Origin of the sequence: Streptomyces gelaticus, assembly GCF_014649535.1 — a bacterium.
Classification (GTDB): domain Bacteria; phylum Actinomycetota; class Actinomycetes; order Streptomycetales; family Streptomycetaceae; genus Streptomyces; species Streptomyces gelaticus.
Window position 1 is genome coordinate 141266 of sequence record NZ_BMTF01000009.1, and the last position, 16461, is coordinate 157726.

Below are 16461 nucleotides of genomic sequence, written 5' to 3' on the forward strand. Positions count from 1 at the left end.
CGGCCCTGCTTTCCGGGAGGAGGACGGGTGCAGGACGAGAGGAGTACGCCATTGCGCCCGGACGCGCAACGGAATCGTGAGCGCATCCTGGAAGTCGCACTGACCGAGCTGACGCGGGCGGCCGACGCTCCGCTGAGCACGATCGCGAAGAAGGCAGGCGTCGGGCAGGGCACGTTCTACCGGAATTTCCCGAACCGCGAGGCCCTGGTCCTGGAGGTCTATCGCTACGAGATGCAGCAGGTCGCCGATACTGCCGTCCAACTGCTCCGGTCTCGCACGCCCGATCAGGCGTTGAGGGAGTGGATGGACCGTCTCGCCCAGTACGCCATGGCCAAGGCGGGCCTGGCCGACGCCCTGCGCAAGTCCACCGGAAGGTACGGCAGCCTGGCCCAGTTGGGACACGGCCCCGTGACTCGGGCGGTCACGCTGTTGCTGAACGCGAACGAGCAGGCCGGCACCATCCGTCCGGGGCTGACCCCCGACGACTTCGTACTCGCCATCGCCGGGCTCTGGCAGATCGACCCGCACAGAGACTGGCAGCCGCGCGCGAAGCGCCTCCTGGATCTCGTGATGGACGGCTTGCGGGCGGGAGCCATTCGTTCGCCGGGCCGACCTGAACCGGACTGAACCGGCCGGAGCGGGTCTGAGTGGCGGAAAGCTGTGATGTCCTTCACGGGCGGAGCAGGTCTGCCACCGGGCACAGTCAGACGTTCATGCCGTAGCCCAACTCCTCCGCGGCGACGCACCAGAAGGTGTTCTCATCGGCGACGGCCGCCGCGTCCATTGCCTCGAACCGCTCCATCAGCGCCTCGGTAAGTGCGTCGGCAGCCTCTTCGGCCGGGTCCTCGGCCGCGCCGGATTCGCTGTCGGGTCCCTCGTACGCATCCGCCTCGGCGGCAGCCTCCTCGTAGGCGCGGCTGAACGCGACGAAGGCCGCAGCGCTGGAGTTCACCAGGTGGGGTTCGCCGTCCTCCGGCAGGCCCCACAGCGAGCCGTCGGCACGGCGTACGCCGAGCGCGCTGAGCTTCGGGTCGAGGGCGACCAGGGCGTACCGTTCTCCTTCGACCGTGCAGCGCCCGACAGCCCCGTACGCCGGACGGGTCGGCGGGTGAATGGGGCGATTTCTTCGACGGGGCGATGGAACTGGAGGCCAAGAACTGGCCGCCGCTGCTGTGGTGGGCGATGTTCGGCCCCAAAGACCTCGCGGAGGCGAGGATCGCCGACACCGAGGACGCCGGTACCGAAGAGCACGCGGAGTTGCTGAGCCAGTGGGGCGAGGCCACCTACCCGTACCTGGTGGTCGACCAGCGGGCGGCGCTGTCGCGACTGCATGCCCGGCGGCAGGGACTGATCAGTCGGCTCGGCCCGCAGTTGTCACCCCTCTACGATGAGTTCGTCGCGCTCATCGCCGCCCGGTTCGGCCCCTATGTGCTGTTGCGGACCGAGGCGTTGGCCGATGGCGGTGAAGGTGGCGTCCGCCTGGTGTTCGAGGAGATCCTGGCGGACTTGGAGCGCCTCGACACCGGTCACGCCCCAGCGGCCGGCGGGCCGGTGGACAGTCCGATCTCGGATTTTCAGCGGTGGCAGCACACGGATCCGGTCTGGCTACTGTCAGGTGTCGGCGACGGATGGCCGAGCGTCGCGCTGCAGGAGCGCCTCGCCGCCATTGCGGTCGGACGGCCATCCAGTCGGAGTGCCGAGCGGTCCACCGCTGTGGCCTGGGTCCGGGTCATTCTCGTCGTAGTCTGCAGCATCGGTGCGTACTGGCTCACCGGGAGTGTCTGGCCGATCGTTGTTGCGTTCGGCGTGGTTCTGACCGTGCTGGTGGCAGGTTTCGTCCGGCGGCAAGGGTGACCCGCCGGGCCGGCCCGGCGGGTCAGGTGATCAGTACGTGATCACCGTACGACCTTGATCCACTTCTGGAACACACCTTGGCGGGACGGGGAGCGGCGTCGGCTGGTTGACGGAATGTGCTGGGCCGGCTTCGAGACCCAGAAGCGGTAGACGGCCCAACTGGCGCCCGCTGCCAGGGCCGTCCAGATGAGAGCCTCGGCCAGGGCGGTTTCCCGTGCGAAAGCGACACCCGGCCGGGGTGGCAGTGCAATCAGCTGCACGGCGCCGCCCACGGGCACCGTCAGACCGGCGAGCAGGCCGGTCACGCCGGGGCGCTCGATGGCGGCACCCACCACACCCAGTACGGATCCGAACAGCACGCTCGCCGCCCACCACATGAGCATCTCCGGCCAGTACAAGGTGAGCGGTTCGTCCCGGACCAACGCGTCCATGGCGTAGTACGCCGCTGTGGCCGCGATCAGCGCGAGCGCCGCGACCATGGCGCCCCGAGCCCACGTCCTGGCCAGCCATCCCACCACCACAGCGAGCGCCGCCCACGCCCAGCCCAGGCCCACGAGGAGGCTGAGCACCTTGGCGATGCTTGCCCAGACCGTGCCTTCCCATGGGGCGCCGAGCGCCGAATACGGGGAGGAGAGGGCGTTGGTGAGCGATGTGAGCGCACCGAATCCGGCCCCTGTCACGAGGCCCAACGACGTGATCTTCATTCGGTGAGCATACTCAGTATGTAGGTGGTGCTCTGCAGGCGGACTTCCTTGCCTTGGTCGCAAGGCTTCTACCCGTCCATCTGGCATGGAGGCACCGGCGGTACGGCTGCCGGGGCTTTTACTTCCGGGGTCACCCAGGCGGGCAGGCCCGCCACCGGCGTTCGTGAGCCGATGGTCAGGCGGCCGTCGGACATACCGGAGAGCATGGCCTGCCAGCGCTCGACGCGACTCGCCGCGCGATTCCGGGTGGCGGCTTCACCACGGGTCAGCCAGGTCGGAAAGGCTTGGGCCTGCATGGCCCGGGGATGGGCCGGTGTACTGGTTCTGTGCCGCAGCGACGGGCGCGATCGCCCGGGCCTCGGCGAACTGGACGGTGTCGACGTTGCTGACGCCCAGGTGCCGGATCAGCCCCTCCGCCTGCAACTCGGCCAATGCTGCGAACCGTTCGGTGATCGACTGGCCCCCCGGACCGGCCATCCCGCCCACCCGCAGATAGACCAGGTCGAGCCGGTTCAGACCGAGGGAGCGCAGATCCGCCTCGACCAGGCCGCGCAGCTGATCAGGCGTCGCCTGCTCGCTCGGCACACCCTCGGCCCCGAGAACCGGCCCGACCTTCGTCGCGATGACCAGGTCGTCACGGTAGGGAGTCAGCGCCGTACGGATCAGCTCGTTGGCCCACGTCTCTCCGCTGCCGTAGAAAGCGGCCGTGTCGATGTGGTTCACGCCCAGCTCCACGGCACGCCGGAGCACCGCGATGCCGCTCTCCGGGGCTCGCGAGGGACCGTCGAAGGTGCTCATCGAGAGACGCATCGCCCCGGAGCCGAGCCGGTTGATGGTCAGGTCTCCACCGAGGGAGAAGGTCTTGATCGTCATGAGGTTCATGGTGCCCACCGCCACGATGTCCGGCGAGCTCGTGGCAGCTTGCTGCCAGACTGGCGGGGTGCGGAATGAACCCGTTTTTCGGTCCAGGGGGACGCAGAGCTGGTCGCGCGTGCCGGTCATCTCTTCGAGTCCGTCCACAGCGAGTTCCTGTGCGCCGCCAGGGACCTGAGGACCTGGGCGCAGCCGGAGGCCAGGACAGCGGTCCGGAACCGGATGCGCGCCACGGAATCCCCGGGCTTCCCCGTTCGCAAGTTGCTCAGCCCGGTAGCGCTCGCCGAGGAGGAGGCCCGCGCGCACCTGCGGCTGGTACAGCGCGAGGGGGCTCTCGTGCGGATCAGCAGCTCGCCGCTGCCGCACGAGACCATCCTCATCGACCGGCGGGCAATGATCCTCGCTGGCCGGGACACCCCCACCGGCCGTGAGTGCACCGTGACGACGTCGCAGATCCTGATCGACGGGGTCCGTTCGTTGTTCAGAGCGATCTGGGACAAGTCGGCCGATCTCGACACCTATCTGCACAGCGATGTCCCCCACGTCGATACCGAGGGCCGCAGGATCCTCAAGGCCCTCGCTTCAGGGCTCACCGACGAAACGGCGGCCAAGCGGCTGGGCGTCTCACCGCGCACGTACCGGCGGCGGGTGGCCGAACTGATGATCCGGCTGGAGGCCGACTCCCGCTTCCAGGCCGGGGTGCGTACGGGGGAGCTGGGACTGTCCCGTTGACCGCAGCGGTTCGCCCACCTGCGCAACTCGGACCACGCGGCCAACCGTCACATCGACCGTTCCGAAGAGATCCGAAGCCAGCGTTCGGGCGGAACCCGGTGCGCAGGGTTCTGCTCGCGGATAGCGTCATGACCACGACGAAGAAGGGGTGCATCCATGGCAGAACGCGCTGTTCCGGAGCGTGTGGCGGCGGCGGAGCGTCTCGCCTCCGTGATGGGATTCAAGAAGAGCTGTATCCCTGAGGTGGGAAGGCTGCTCGCGCTGGCCTCTGCTGCGAAACCGCAGGGAACCATTGCGGAGAGCGGCACCGGCTCGGGAGTGGGCACCGCCTGGTTGCACAGCGGCCTTGGCGTCGGCGCACGCCTGGTCACCGTGGAACGTGATGAGGAACTGGCCCGTCGAGCGGCCGGAGTGTTCGCGGACGACGAGCGCGTCAGCGTACTCACCGGGGACTGGCGGCTGCTCGAGCAACATGCCCCCTTCGACGTCTTCTTCTGCGACGGCGGGGGAAAGCGTGACGACCCCCAGGGGGTTGTCGACCAGCTCGCTCCCGGAGGCCTTCTCATCCTGGACGACTTCACCCCCTCGCTCCACTGGCCTCCTCGTTTTGAGGGAGCGGTGGACGAACTCCGCCACTTCTACCTCACTCACCCGGACCTGGATGCCGCCGAAGTACTCACGACACCGGCCAGTTCCATGGTGATGGCGGCACGCCGCCTCTAGGCAGTCCTCGAAGGGTCTTCGAGGGACGTACGGGGCGTTCCTGCCGGCACCCGGCGTTCGAGTGCAGCCATGCACGGCTCTTCGTGGAGCAGCATCGGCCGCCTATGGGCGCTGCGACGGGACGGGCGGGAGCTTGGGCCAACGGGTGAGCATGCGGCGGCGCATGTCTGTACTGAGCCTGTGCAGGCCGCTCAGATCGGCGCGGCCAATGGTCATCCGGCTGACGACACCGAGCCGGTGGATGAGGCGTTGCCGGGCGGTCGCGGTGCCCCACTTCCAGTCCCGCTCCGGGATCCGGGCGAGATGGTCGGCGGTTTTGCGGCGGGCCCTCTCGACCAGCGCGTCGCCTTGTAGCAGCCAGCCGGCGCACGCGTCGGTGAGGTCGACGGTGAGGTCGTCGTCGCGGAGTACGGTGCCGGTCGCGGTGCGCCATGCCGTGCGATAGGCGCTCTCCGCCCGGTCCAGCAGCGCAGCGGATGCGGCGGTGACACACCAGCACGTCGGGAAGCCGATGCGCAGGTAGGCGAGCTCCACCAGCCCGCTGCCCAATGAGGCCTGCTCGAAGTCGATGAACCTGGTCCCGTCGGCGGTGTGCAGGTCATTGCCGGGACAGGGGTCGCCGTGGAGCAGAGCGTGCCCCGGTGCCTGGCCGAGCCGGTGCACCAGGCCGTCGAGCTCGCCGGGCACGCCGGGTGCGACGGGTACTTCGAGAGCCCCGGCCAGACTGAGGAAGGAGTCGATGTCGGCCTCGTCCGGGCCCCGCCAGCGCGGAAGCGCTCCGGCGTCCTCCGGGCGGCCAGCGGCGTGCAGCCGGGCCAGTGCCGCCGCGTAGGCGACGATCCAGTCGCCGGGCGGGCGGCGGTGGTCCAGATGCTCCAGAACCAGCACCCGCTCGCCGGGATCGACACCCAACAGGGCGGGCACCACAGGCTCCTCGCCCCTGGCGGCGAGCCGCAACGCGGCCAGCTCGCGGGCGTACCGCTCCTCGGCGTCGGGACCGTCGACGATCTGCTTCACCACGGCCGGTCTCCCGGCCAGATCCACGCGCCACACGCGGGAGCGCGGGCTACTGCTCAGGCGTCTGGAGCGCCTGGGGGAGCCCAGCTCGGCCCGTAACCCGTCCCCGAACGGCAGTCGCGACCACATGAGCTCATCTTTCCACGCGGGCGAACAGCTGACGGGCATCGGCTGAGGCGGCGCGGAACGATTTCGGCCGGCGCCGCGTTATAGGCGGGCACGTCAACTTGACCTGTTCCGACGTTTCATGGAGTCGCATGTCAGCCGAATTGCATACTCTGCCCTCGATCGCCGACCAGGCAGAGCGACTGATCGAGCTCGGAGTGCATGAGCTCGGTGGCTTCCGGCCCGCCGAGCTGCGCTCGGCGGCCGCACAGGCCGGGGCCCGTGCCGGCCTTCTCGTCATCCACCCGGGCAAAGTCCCCGCGTCCGCCCTCGCGCCACTGCTCCGGCATCAGGGGAAGTCCGGGTTCGTCGTGGTCGACATGCCTGATATCGACCAGTTCTCTCCTGTCGAGTCCATGAAGGTGCCCGACGAGCCGTTCTACGTCGTGGAAGGCGTCGACCGGGGCGATCACATGGCGAACTGGAGCCCTCACGAGGCGCTGCCCGCCATCGTCGATGCAGGCCGTACTCCGCTGCTCCTGGCCGAGGGCATGCACTGGGTGCTCCAGCAGCCGGCAGCACTCGAACGGGGCCGCTGCTTCATGACCATCGGCTCCCGCCTGCGGAAGGCCAACGGTGCGCTCGACGCGCGAACCCCGGCGCTGTGGATCAGTAACGGGACCGGGCGCGACGGCCGGGACAACCGTAACGCGCCCAAGGTGGGCTGGTGTTGGGAGGGGAACCGGCACACATGGCTCGGCTTCGCTTCGGCGAGCGGTCGAACCGTGGACTGATCCGACCGGTGCCCGAATCGACGCAACAGGTGCCACCGGACCGGGACAGGCGAGGAGAGGCACGGGACGCAGCAGGCCCCTGACACGGGCCGGTTTCCTGGCTCATGTTTCGGTGGGCCGGCACGGGCGATGATGGGGGTCATGGCATTGTCGACCGCGTTCACGAAGTTGTTCGGTGTGCGGCACCCGATCGCCTTGGCGCCCATGGGAGGGTCGGCCGGCGGCGCGTTGGCCGCGGCCGTCTCCCACGGCGGCGGGCTGGGACTGCTGGGTGGCGGGTACGGGGAGCGGGGGTGGCTGGCCCGCGAGTTGCCCGTCGTGGCCGCGAGCGGCAGACCGTGGGGCGTCGGCTTCCTGAGCTGGGCGGTCGAGATCGACGCGGTCGAGCAGGCGCTGGAGTACGGCCCCAGGGCCGTGATGCTCTCCTTCGGGGATCCGAGCCCGTTCGTCGAGCGGATCCGGGCCGCCGGGGTTGCGCTGATCGTTCAGGTCACCGATCTGGAGGAGACCCGGAAAGCGGTGGATCTGGGGGCCGATGTCATCGTTGCGCAGGGGACGGAGAGCGGCGGACACGGGGCCAGGCGCGGCAGGGCCACCTTGCCGTTCGTGCCGGTGGCGGTGGACCTGGCGGCGCCGGTGCCGGTCCTGGCGGCCGGTGGGATCGCCGACGGCCGCGGTGTGGCCGCCGCTTTGGCATTGGGGGCCGCCGGCGCACTCCTCGGCACCCGCTTCCAGGCCACGGCCGAGTCCCTGGTCGATCCCGCGACCGCGGAGGCGATCGTCCGCGGTCGCGGGCAGGACACCGAGCGCAGCGGTGTTCTCGACATCGCCAGGGGATCCGGATGGGCGGCGACGAATTACACCGCTCGCACCCTCGGCCACTCCTACCTCGACCGCTGGCGGGGCAGGGAGGCGGAACTCGCCGCAGACCTGGAGGCCCGGCGTGCCTATCAGGACGATGTGGCGCGAGGCGAGGTGCCGCCGCTGCCGGTGTGGGCCGGTGAAGGCATCGACCTCGTCGACGACCTGCCGTCGGCAGCCGGGCTCGTTGCCGCCCTGGCCGCGCAGGCCGAGGACGCCCTGACCCGAGCAGGAAGGGAGTGACACCCGATTGCTCCGCGCCACTTCTGCCACCGGCTGTCGGCGGGCGTGCCCCCGGCACGCCCGCCGGTGCGCGCATTGCAGGTCTCACCTGGATTCGGCAGGCGCGTCCGGCGGGTGAGGGCGGACCACGGTCAGGTGGGGCTCAGCGGCACAGAGCCGTGTTCACGACACTGTCGACGCGCTCCCTGGCCGCCTCGTCGGTCAGCTGCATGGTCACCGCGATGTTGGCGGCGCGGCCGTCGTCGGTGGCGCCGCCCCGGGTCTCGTACCCCGGGAAGCTGCCGCCGTGGCCCCAATAGAGGCCGCCGCAGGGCAGCGGCTTGCTCACGAGCCCCAGTCCGTAGCGGGCGCCGGGACCGAAGGTGGCGTCGGCGGGTTCGGTGCCGGTGCGCATCTGGGTGAGCTGGGCGTCCTTGAGGAGGTCGCCGGACAGGAGTGCGGTGAAGAACCGGTTGAGGTCGGAGTCGGTGGAGACCAACTGACCTGCGGCCCACCCCCAGGAGGGGTCGATCTCCGTGACGTCGACCAGCGGCGCGTCGGCCGAATCCCGGTAGTAGCCCTTGGGATGGGCCTCTCGGATGGTCGCGTCTCCGGGGGAGGGGAAGTAGGTGTGGTGCAGCCCGATGCGCTTGATGATGCGCCGGTCCATCTCCCTGGCGAGGGGGTGGCCGGTGACCTTCTCGACGATCAGCCCGGCGAGCACGTAGTTCGTGTTGCTGTACTTCCAGTCCGTCCCGGGGGCGAAGTCGGCCTTGTGCTGGAGAGCGATGCCGAGAAGCTCGCGGGGGGCGAAGTAACGGACGTCCTCACCGAGGTAGTTGCTGTAGTTGGGGAGCCCGCTGGTGTGCTGGAGCAGCTGACGGACCGTGATGTGGCGTCCGTCGATGCCGTCTCCGCGTACGAGCCCCGGCAGGTAGGTGTCGACGGGTGCGTCGAGGCGGATCCTTCCTTCGCCGACCAGTTGCAGCACGACCACCGCGGTGAATGTTTTGGTGTTGCTGCCGATCCGTACCTGCCCGTCCCTGGGCACCTTCGAGCCGGTGGCCAGATCACCGACTCCCGCGGTGTAGGTGCGGGTATGTCCCGCACGGTCCGTGACGCTCGCCAGCGCGGCGGGCAGGCCGTCGGAGTGCAGCAGTGCATTCAGGCCCTGCTGGACGGCGTCCGGCCTCGGGTTCGGGGCGGCGTACGCCGCGGGCGATGCCAGAACACCCACAGCCATGGCACCCACGACCACGGCGGCCGCGGCGGACACGGCTCTGCGCCGGCCGCCCCGTCGCTGCCCGGAAGAACGAACCCTCTGCCTTGCCTGCCCACGCACGAGCCAACTCCTATGGAACGTCGAGACACCAGTTGAGATACCAGTGGTGTGTGCCGGACCCAGCATTCCCGGATGCGACGGCCCGGCACGATCCCGCTACCCGGCCGATTCCAGGTAGGGCTAACCCCCGGACTTCGGCCATCTGCCCGCGGCACCTCGGCGGACAGGATCGCCTGCGGGCGACGGCTGCGGGATCGCCTGCGGGAGACGGCTGATCCGGATCCGGGTGCTCTACTGGCTGGGGCCGGGGGTGCTCTGCGCGGTTTCGCTCGACTGCTCGGCGGAGCGCGAGCGGCGGTGGGCCGCGACCCGTTCGCGGGTGGCGCAGCGGCGGGAGCAGTAGCGGCGTTCCGGGCCGCTGCCCTGGGTGATGAAGACGGTCCGGCAGCTGGGCGATGAGCAGATCCTGCCGGGCGGACGCTGGTGGTCCCAGATGAGGACGGTCAGGGCGATGCAGGACGAGGCGAGGAGCCACTCGTCCCAGGGAGCGTTGTCATCGTCGTCGAGATGGGGGTGCCAGGGGGTACTGCCGGCGTGCGAAGTCAGGCGGAGCGGTCCGGTGTGTTCCTGCAGGAGGCGGTTGAGACCGGCGGCGGCACTGTCGGTGCTCTCGGCGGCGAAGACCTCCCGCAGCAGGGCGGCAGCCGCACGCATCCCGGCTACATCGTGAACGGTGAGGTCGATTGGGTCCGGCTCGCCGAATGTGCGAAGCACATCGGCCACCTCGGCCGGGCCGGGACGGTCCTCGTCGAGAACGTTGATCAGGGCGGCGGTCCGCCGAGCCATGGTCAGCACGGAGTGCCGAGTGGACCAGTCGTCGATGGTGGGGGACACACAGGCAATGTAACGCATATTGCAGACCTTTGAGTTACTTCCATAACGTCTTTCTCATGAAAACGCGTTACCCACTGCACCTCTATCTCACGGGAGCCGTGGCAGCCCGCGCCGGGGACGAGATGTCAGGACCGGCGCTGATGCTGGCGGCCTTCACAGTGGCCGGATCGGCCACCGACGCGTCGTCGCTGCTTGCCGGTATCACGATCTCCGCCGCGGTGGGAGGGCCGGTGCTGGGGGCGCTCCTCGACAGGGCAGGACGGCCGGGTCACCTGCTGGCCGGAGCTCTCGCCCTGTACGCGACCGGCCTGGGGCTGATCCTTGTGGGGCTCGGCCGCCTGCCGTTCGCCGTCACCGTCCTGATCGCAGTGTGCACGGGGATGCTGGGACCGGCCCTGTCGGGCGGATGGACGGCCCAACTGCCTCGGGTCGTGCCGGGTGACGGCCTGCCCCGGGCGAACGCCCTCGATGCCATGACATTCAGTGCGGCGAGCCTGGCCGGGCCCGCTCTCGCCGGCGGCGTGGCGGAGGGGCTGGGCGCGCCGACCGCCGTGGTGGTCTCCGCGGTGCTCATCTGCTTGGCGCTGCCCGCCGCATGGACGCTGCCCGTCCGGGACACCAGGGGCGGTCGGGGGCGGGCTCCTCGGCCGACTTCGGTGTTCAGTGATCTTGCCGCCGGAGTACGGGTCATCGTCAGAAGACCGCCGCTGGCCAGGGCGACTCTCACCTCGACCGTCTCCTGCGCGGCTCAGGGCATGCTGATGGCCTGCGTCGCGCTCCTCGGCGAGCGCGTCCTGGGCGGAGCCGGTCGCGGTGCGATGCTGCTCTCCTGCGCGGCGGTTTCCGCTCTGGCGGCCAACGCCGTACTTGCGAGGTATCCGCGCTCGGTCGGGCCCGACACGATCATCTGGGCCAGTGCCGTTGTCCAGGCTGCCGCGCTGGCCCTGGCGGCGTCGGGCCGGCCGACCGTGCTGATCGGGGCCGCGCTGCTGGCCGGGATCGCTGAAGGACCTCAACTGGCCGCTCTGTTCGCGGTGCGTCACCGCGAGGCCCCGGAACACCTGCGCGGCCAGATCTTCACCACCGGCGCCAGCCTGAAGATCACCGGATTCGCGCTGGGAGCGTCGGTCGGCGGGCCGCTTGCGATCTGGTCCCTTCCTGGCGGTCTGGCCCTCGCCGCGAGTGTGGCGGGCCTCGCGGCGCTGTCCTCTTTCGCGATACGGTCCACGACCGTCAACGCCCCCGAGGAGCGCGTGGCGTCGAGATAGTCAGGGCACTCCGTCCGTTTGGAGCAAGAAGACGACGCGCGCCTCTTCCGCTTTCTGCACACCCCGCCCGCACCCCTTGCGCTCCCCAACGCCTGGGACATCGCGAGCGCCGGGTCATCGAGAACCGCCCTCGGTTTCTCCCGGCCCGATGTCACCGGGTCCCGGTGACGGTGAACGCGCCGTCTCCTCCACCGCCCCGGACGGCTTGTGGTGCCGGTTCATCTCGCCGACGGCATCCTTGCTCCAACTCCCGGATGAATCGGTGCCCTTGAGCGGGGCGTGATCGAAGACGCCGCCGGCCCGTGTGAAACGCACCTCGGGGCGCGAGCTTCTGATCAGGGACGCCGCCCGGCCCGAGCGCGGCGACCGCCAGGACGTCCGGCAATGCAGCGGGGCGGGGGTGTCCCCGGAGCCCGTGACCGTGCCGCTCGACGCGTACGCCGGCGACCTCGGCCGTCTTCCACCTACGCGGCGGCCGGCGCCGGCCTGGAGGCAGCACCGCTGGAGGTGTTCGCGGCCCTCGGCGAGGTCGAAGTGAAGGAGGGCTCCGATCTCGCGGACTGTCTCCGTGAGCGCCGAAGGGACGGTGACGGACCCGCCGCGGTCATTTCCTGCACCACGAATCCGCGCGCGGGCCCGGACCGCCCCGCACCGGAGGCAGCCACGCCTCCTCGCACCTGCTGATACCGCGCGCACTCCACCGTTGCGGGGTCGATCCCGGCCGGGGGAGGCGTAACGATGGAAAGAAGATCAATATCGCGTATCTCAATGAAAACGGGCGGCGGCCCGGCGGAACGGGCGGGGCGGCAGCCCGGTTGAGAGGGAGCCTCCAATGAAGTTCATCGATGAGAAGTTGCGCGCCCCGCCCCGGCCGACGGCCCACGTCCCGGCGAAGCCTGCGATATCCGCCGGTGACTGTGGTCTGCTCCTTGTCAGGATCACCTTCGGCCTCCTCATGGCCGGGCACGGATCCCAGAAGCTCTTCGGAATACTCGGTGGCGAAGGTCTCGACGCGACAGGCAGGGGTTTCGCCGCTCTGGGCTACCACCCCGGGGCGGTCTATGCCGCGCTCTGCGGCGGTTCCGAGTTCCTGGGCGGCCTGGGCCTGGCCCTGGGGCTGTTCACCCCACTGGCAGCGGCAGCCCTGATCGGCGTCATGATCAACGCCATGGCGACCGTCACCGCAGCACACGGCTTGTGGGAAACGAACGGCGGTGTCGAATACAACGTGTGCATCGCGGTCGTGGCGCTGGCCGTCGCCGCCATCGGTCCCGGCCGGTTCGCCCTCGACAGACCGTTCCGCTGGGGGAGGGGCGGCTGGCCGGAAGCCGCATTCGCGGCTTTCGCGGGTGGCATCGGGGCAGTCGTCGTGCTGAGCCTCTGAGGCCGCGGCAACGAGGACGAAGGCGCCACGGGTCACGCCGTCCACCACTGCGGACGACGAGCGTGACCCGTCAGAGACACCTCCGGGCGTTGAGCCGGGCGGCCTGGCGCGTCAGGTGGTCGCGCTCGGCGAGGTTGGGCGCCTTACGCGCCGCCTCGACATACAGCCGTGCTGCCGTCGTCGGGTCGCCGTCCCGCTCGTGGAGGTACGCGGCCACCGCGGCGTAGCGGGGCAGCGAGTCGTCCAGCGCAGCGAGCGCCGCCAAGCCGGCACGAGGTCCGTCGGCCTCGCCGACGGCCACCGCGCGGTTGAGCCGGACGACCGGGCTGTCGGTCAGGTGCGCCAGTTCGTCGTACCACTCGACGATCTGCACCCAGTCGGTCTCCTCGGCGGTGGGGGCATCGGCGTGGAGCGCCGCGATGGCGGCCTGGGCCTGGAACTCGCCGAGCCGGTCGCGTGCGAGGGCCCTCTGGAGGATCTCGACACCCTCGGCGATCGCTCCGGTGTCCCACCGCGCCCGGTCCTGTTCCGCGAGTGGCACCAGGCTGCCGTCGGGCGCGGTCCGGGCGGCGCGACGGGCGTGGTGAAGCAGCATGAGGGCGAGCAGCCCCGCCGCCTCGGGGTGCTCGATCGCGGCCGCGACTTGTCGGGTGAGCCGGATGGCCTCGGCGGCCAGGTCGATGTCGCCGGAGTAGCCCTCGTTGAAGACCAAGTAGAGGACGCGCAGCACGGTGGTGACATCGCCGGCCTGCTCGAACCGCACGCCCGAGACGGTGCGTTTGGCCCGGCTGATGCGCTGCGCCATCGTTGCCTCGGGCACCAGATACGCCTGGGCGATCTGGCGGGTGGTGAGCCCGCCGACGGCGCGCAGTGTGAGCGCGACCGCGGAAGACGGCGTCAGCGATGGATGGGCGCACAGGAAGTAGAGCTGAAGTGTGTCGTCCACCGCGGGCGTGGGCCCAGGAGCCGGTTCCTCTTCGACGCGGTCCTCGCGCCGGCGGCGGGCGGCGTCCGCCCGGGTCGCGTCCAGGAACCTGCGCCACGCCACGGTGATCAGCCATCCCTTCGGGTCCCGCGGCGGTTCGGCCGGCCAGACGCGGACTGCCTCGACCAGCGCGTCCTGCACGGCGTCCTCGGCCGCCGCGAAATCGGCTCCGCGGCGGACGAGGATCCCGAGCACGCTCGGCGTGAGGCTCCGGAGCAGGGCCTCTTTCATCGATGAGGTCACTCCGTGATGGTGGGCGGGCAGGCCAGGAACGGGCGTACCTCAAGCCACTCGTGGATCGGCTTCCCGCCCGCCCCGGGGGCGGCCGACAGCTCCCCGGCCAGTTCGACGGCGCGCTCGTGGCTGTCGACGTCGATCACCATCCAGCCGGCGATGAGGTCCTTGGTCTCGGCGAACGGGCCGTCGGTGACCGGCGGACGCCCCTCGCCGTCGTACCGGACCCACGTCCCCTCGGGGGCGAGAGCCTGACCGTCGACGAACTCGCCGGTCCCTTCGAGCCGGGCCGCGAAGTCGTGCATGTACTGCATGTGTGCCGCGATCTCCTCCGGCGTCCACTGGTCCATGCACACGTCGTTCACCGGGGCCGGGGCGCCCCGGTAGTGCTTGAGCAGCAAGTACTTGGCCATCGTTCTGTCTCCTCGGTGCTGGTGCGACCCATTGTGGTCGCGTTCCTGGCAGGGACGGAGCCGGTCATGGGTTCTCGACATCGTCGTCCAACTTTTTTTGCACCTGTGGATGAGCCCGGGCGAACCGTTCGCGGTGTCCGGGTCCACCGGACCGCCGGAGAGACCCCGGCGCATTCGTCGCTGCGCCGCATCGGCCGCTCAGCCGTCCACGCCTGCCTCCGCCTCCGTCTCCGCTTCGGCCATGGCGGTTTCGTACGTCCGCAAAGTATGTACGAACATCGCCTGCTGCTCGGTGGAGAGCGGTTCCAGCGCCTGCCGCCAGGCACGCGCTCCCCGCGCCAGCCAACCATCGATGGCGGGACGCCGTTCGACGGTGATGCTGATGATCCGGCGGCGTCGGTCGGCCTCGTCCTCGCGCCGTTCGAGGACGCCCTTCCGGCTCAGTTCGCCGACCATGAGGCTGACTGTGGTCGGCGCCACCTCCAGGCGCGCGGCCAGTTCATTGACGGTCATCGGACCGTCGAAGAGCAGACAGGACAACAGTGACAGGTGCCGTGGCGCCAGTGCGAGTGACTGGAGTTCCTCCGGAACCGGGATCCGCTTCGCACGCCCGACCATGCGCGGCATGAGCAGCAGCAGTGCCCTGATCGCGTCGTCCACCTCTTCGTTTGACACCGATGACCCCTCAAAAATACCTTTGGTTGCAAAGTGAATTAACATGCAAAGCAAAACTGTCTTCATGGTAGCGAGCCGACTGAAGCGAGCCGACTGAACGGAGAAGCAATGCCGCACTTCCAGGTACGGATCCACGAAGAAGAACTCGACGGGAAGGCCGAGCCGAGACTGATCCTTGCCCTGACCGATGCGCTGGTGAGGGTGTACGGAGAGCGGGCGCGCTCCATGGCGGTCGTCGAGCTGTTCGGCATCCCGCGTCACCGCTGGGGCGTCGGCGGTGCACCCGCCGCTGTCAACGCGCCGGTGGTCTCACTGAACGTACGCGAGGTCGCGTTGAATCTTCCGGGAGTCGACAACGCCCCCGCGCGACTGATCACATCCATCACGGATGCCGTGGCCGAGGTCTTCGGCGAATCCGTCCGGGAGCATGTGGTGGTCCAGATCGTCGGCGTTCCCGCAGGACGTTCCGGTGTGGTCGGCGAAGTCGATCCGCTCCCAGGAGGCTGACGCCATCCGCCCGGTCCGCGAGACGAGGTGGCGTGCTGCCGGGGTGGCAAGGCACGCGGGAGGCCGGAGGGCGGCCGGTGCAGCAGACCGGGCACCCGTGATGGGCGCGGCATCGCAGTTCCCGCTCCGCGCAGCAGTCAGCGTCGGCCGCTGTCCCGGCGGCTCGCGGAGAAGCGGGACGGGGGCATACCGAAGGCGCGGGTGAAGGCGGCGGTGAACGCCGCGGGAGAGGCGTAGCCGATCCTGCCACCGACCTCGCTGACCGACTCCGTGCGCAGCAGCGGGACGGCCGCGAGCAGGCGGGCCCGGCCCCGCCAGACGGCTGGGCTGTCCCCGGTCTCGGCGCGGAAACGACGGGTGAAGGCCCGTTCGCTCATGGCAGTCCTGGCGGCCCACACGGCATTGGTCGCGTCGGCGTCCGGGGCCGCCAGGTACTCACGGCAGAGCCTCGCGAGGTCGGCGGAGGCCGGAATCCCCACGTGGAACGGGAGCGGGGCACGCTCGGCGATCTCGTGCAGGAGGAGTGCGGCGATGCTCCCCTCACGCCCGGACAGGCTGTAGTCGGCCTCGAACTCGACAGCGGCCACAAGCAGCTCGCGCAGCAGCGGCGGTACGTCCACGACCGTGCAGCCGGCGGGCCACCAGGGCACGGCATGCGGCTCGACGTACAAGCTCCGGGTGCTCACACCCAGCATGCGAACCCGGTGCCGCGTAGTGGGCGGGATCAGTACGGCGCGCTCCGGCGGAACGGTCCAGGTCCCCTCGGCCGTGTCGACGACCATGACTCCGGTGGCACCGTAGAGGAACTGGGCACGCCGGTGTTCGTGCCAGTCCAGTACGTGGCCGGGCGGATAGTCGGTGCCGATCGGCAGGACGGCCCGGTCGACGTGGTCGACATCGGCCAGCGGGACGTTCTTCACCCTGTCCACACTAG

The 16461-nt window shown here is 69.9% G+C and carries 18 protein-coding genes and 1 pseudogene; 9 read left to right on the top strand and 10 right to left on the bottom strand.

Annotated features, from left to right (window positions below; all coding sequences use genetic code 11):
- The first annotated feature begins 27 nt into the window (after positions 1-27).
- Positions 28-627, top strand: a complete 600-nt coding sequence (locus IE107_RS16095) for a TetR/AcrR family transcriptional regulator (RefSeq protein WP_189544442.1) — start codon at positions 28-30, stop codon at positions 625-627.
- 76 nt (positions 628-703) lie between these two features.
- Here the strand turns inward: IE107_RS16095 and IE107_RS16100 are convergent, their stop codons facing one another.
- A complete protein-coding gene (locus tag IE107_RS16100) occupies positions 704-1114 on the bottom strand; it encodes an SUKH-4 family immunity protein (RefSeq protein ID WP_189544518.1) in 411 nt (136 codons plus the stop codon).
- A gap of 23 nt (positions 1115-1137) precedes the next feature.
- On the opposite strand from IE107_RS16100, the gene IE107_RS16105 reads away from it, so the two are divergent.
- A complete protein-coding gene (locus IE107_RS16105) occupies positions 1138-1854 on the top strand; it encodes a hypothetical protein (RefSeq protein WP_189544443.1) in 717 nt (238 codons plus the stop codon).
- Positions 1855-1895: 41 nt separating this feature from the next.
- On the opposite strand, the gene IE107_RS16110 is transcribed toward IE107_RS16105, so the two are convergent.
- Both IE107_RS16110 and IE107_RS16115 read right to left on the bottom strand, forming a co-directional pair.
- Entirely contained in the window at positions 1896-2558 is a 663-nt protein-coding gene (locus IE107_RS16110; RefSeq protein WP_189544444.1) for a hypothetical protein, read from the bottom strand.
- Between the two features lie 315 nt (positions 2559-2873).
- Positions 2874-3431 (bottom strand): annotated as a pseudogene (locus tag IE107_RS16115) (aldo/keto reductase); the annotation flags it as partial.
- A gap of 261 nt (positions 3432-3692) precedes the next feature.
- Here IE107_RS16115 and IE107_RS16120 point away from each other — a divergent pair.
- Positions 3693-4163: a helix-turn-helix domain-containing protein gene (locus IE107_RS16120; protein ID WP_229866980.1), complete on the top strand. Its 471-nt coding sequence runs from the start codon at positions 3693-3695 to the stop codon at positions 4161-4163.
- Positions 4164-4319: 156 nt separating this feature from the next.
- A complete protein-coding gene (locus tag IE107_RS16125) occupies positions 4320-4886 on the top strand; it encodes an O-methyltransferase (protein WP_189544446.1) in 567 nt (188 codons plus the stop codon).
- Between the two features lie 102 nt (positions 4887-4988).
- Here the strand turns inward: IE107_RS16125 and IE107_RS16130 are convergent, their stop codons facing one another.
- A complete protein-coding gene (locus IE107_RS16130; protein ID WP_189544447.1) occupies positions 4989-6032 on the bottom strand; it encodes a phosphotransferase family protein in 1044 nt (347 codons plus the stop codon).
- 128 nt (positions 6033-6160) lie between these two features.
- Between IE107_RS16130 and IE107_RS16135 the strand changes: the two genes are divergently transcribed.
- A complete protein-coding gene (locus tag IE107_RS16135) occupies positions 6161-6802 on the top strand; it encodes a DUF5701 family protein (RefSeq protein ID WP_189544448.1) in 642 nt (213 codons plus the stop codon).
- Positions 6803-6943: 141 nt separating this feature from the next.
- Positions 6944-7906, top strand: coding sequence for a nitronate monooxygenase (locus tag IE107_RS16140; protein WP_189544449.1), 963 nt, complete (start codon positions 6944-6946; stop codon positions 7904-7906).
- A gap of 142 nt (positions 7907-8048) precedes the next feature.
- On the opposite strand, the gene IE107_RS16145 is transcribed toward IE107_RS16140, so the two are convergent.
- Positions 8049-9227, bottom strand: coding sequence for a serine hydrolase domain-containing protein (locus tag IE107_RS16145; RefSeq protein WP_189544450.1), 1179 nt, complete (start codon positions 9225-9227; stop codon positions 8049-8051).
- Positions 9228-9458: 231 nt separating this feature from the next.
- A complete protein-coding gene (locus IE107_RS16150; protein ID WP_189544451.1) occupies positions 9459-10079 on the bottom strand; it encodes a CGNR zinc finger domain-containing protein in 621 nt (206 codons plus the stop codon).
- 38 nt (positions 10080-10117) lie between these two features.
- Here IE107_RS16150 and IE107_RS16155 point away from each other — a divergent pair, with 38 nt between their 5' ends.
- Together IE107_RS16155 and IE107_RS16160 are read left to right on the top strand one after the other, a co-directional pair.
- Positions 10118-11329: an MFS transporter gene (locus tag IE107_RS16155; RefSeq protein ID WP_189544452.1), complete on the top strand. Its 1212-nt coding sequence runs from the start codon at positions 10118-10120 to the stop codon at positions 11327-11329.
- Positions 11330-12161: 832 nt separating this feature from the next.
- Positions 12162-12713, top strand: coding sequence for a DoxX family protein (locus IE107_RS16160; RefSeq protein ID WP_189544453.1), 552 nt, complete (start codon positions 12162-12164; stop codon positions 12711-12713).
- A gap of 70 nt (positions 12714-12783) precedes the next feature.
- On the opposite strand, the gene IE107_RS16165 is transcribed toward IE107_RS16160, so the two are convergent.
- The 3 genes from IE107_RS16165 to IE107_RS16175 form a co-directional block, all read right to left on the bottom strand.
- Positions 12784-13929, bottom strand: a complete 1146-nt coding sequence (locus IE107_RS16165; protein ID WP_189544520.1) for an RNA polymerase sigma factor — start codon at positions 13927-13929, stop codon at positions 12784-12786.
- 8 nt (positions 13930-13937) lie between these two features.
- Positions 13938-14345, bottom strand: coding sequence for a YciI family protein (locus IE107_RS16170; protein ID WP_189544454.1), 408 nt, complete (start codon positions 14343-14345; stop codon positions 13938-13940).
- A gap of 198 nt (positions 14346-14543) precedes the next feature.
- Positions 14544-14972, bottom strand: coding sequence for a MarR family winged helix-turn-helix transcriptional regulator (locus IE107_RS16175; protein WP_373302455.1), 429 nt, complete (start codon positions 14970-14972; stop codon positions 14544-14546).
- Positions 14973-15128: 156 nt separating this feature from the next.
- Between IE107_RS16175 and IE107_RS16180 the strand changes: the two genes are divergently transcribed.
- Positions 15129-15527 (top strand): tautomerase family protein, encoded by a 399-nt coding sequence (locus IE107_RS16180; RefSeq protein WP_189544455.1) that lies wholly within the window; start codon positions 15129-15131, stop codon positions 15525-15527.
- A 137-nt stretch (positions 15528-15664) separates the two neighbouring features.
- Here IE107_RS16180 and IE107_RS16185 read toward each other — a convergent pair whose 3' ends face one another.
- The gene (locus IE107_RS16185; protein WP_189544522.1) at positions 15665-16447 is read right to left on the bottom strand and encodes an AraC family transcriptional regulator; all 783 of its coding nucleotides are present in this window, start codon (positions 16445-16447) and stop codon (positions 15665-15667) included.
- Between the last annotated feature and the right edge of the window lie 14 nt (positions 16448-16461).

What these genes read in the sequence shown, in the direction of transcription:
- IE107_RS16105 (WP_189544443.1), top strand. Translation starts at nt 1,138, where the DNA reads ATGGAACTGGAGGCCAAGAACTGGCCGCCGCTGCTGTGGTGGGCGATG.
- IE107_RS16110 (WP_189544444.1), bottom strand. Translation starts at nt 2,558, where the DNA reads ATGAAGATCACGTCGTTGGGCCTCGTGACAGGGGCCGGATTCGGTGCG.
- IE107_RS16125 (WP_189544446.1), top strand. Translation starts at nt 4,320, where the DNA reads ATGGCAGAACGCGCTGTTCCGGAGCGTGTGGCGGCGGCGGAGCGTCTC.
- IE107_RS16130 (WP_189544447.1), bottom strand. Translation starts at nt 6,032, where the DNA reads ATGTGGTCGCGACTGCCGTTCGGGGACGGGTTACGGGCCGAGCTGGGC.
- IE107_RS16135 (WP_189544448.1), top strand. Translation starts at nt 6,161, where the DNA reads ATGTCAGCCGAATTGCATACTCTGCCCTCGATCGCCGACCAGGCAGAG.
- IE107_RS16140 (WP_189544449.1), top strand. Translation starts at nt 6,944, where the DNA reads ATGGCATTGTCGACCGCGTTCACGAAGTTGTTCGGTGTGCGGCACCCG.
- IE107_RS16150 (WP_189544451.1), bottom strand. Translation starts at nt 10,079, where the DNA reads ATGCGTTACATTGCCTGTGTGTCCCCCACCATCGACGACTGGTCCACT.
- IE107_RS16155 (WP_189544452.1), top strand. Translation starts at nt 10,118, where the DNA reads ATGAAAACGCGTTACCCACTGCACCTCTATCTCACGGGAGCCGTGGCA.
- IE107_RS16160 (WP_189544453.1), top strand. Translation starts at nt 12,162, where the DNA reads ATGAAGTTCATCGATGAGAAGTTGCGCGCCCCGCCCCGGCCGACGGCC.
- IE107_RS16165 (WP_189544520.1), bottom strand. Translation starts at nt 13,929, where the DNA reads ATGAAAGAGGCCCTGCTCCGGAGCCTCACGCCGAGCGTGCTCGGGATC.
- IE107_RS16170 (WP_189544454.1), bottom strand. Translation starts at nt 14,345, where the DNA reads ATGGCCAAGTACTTGCTGCTCAAGCACTACCGGGGCGCCCCGGCCCCG.
- IE107_RS16175 (WP_373302455.1), bottom strand. Translation starts at nt 14,972, where the DNA reads ATGCCGCGCATGGTCGGGCGTGCGAAGCGGATCCCGGTTCCGGAGGAA.
- IE107_RS16180 (WP_189544455.1), top strand. Translation starts at nt 15,129, where the DNA reads ATGCCGCACTTCCAGGTACGGATCCACGAAGAAGAACTCGACGGGAAG.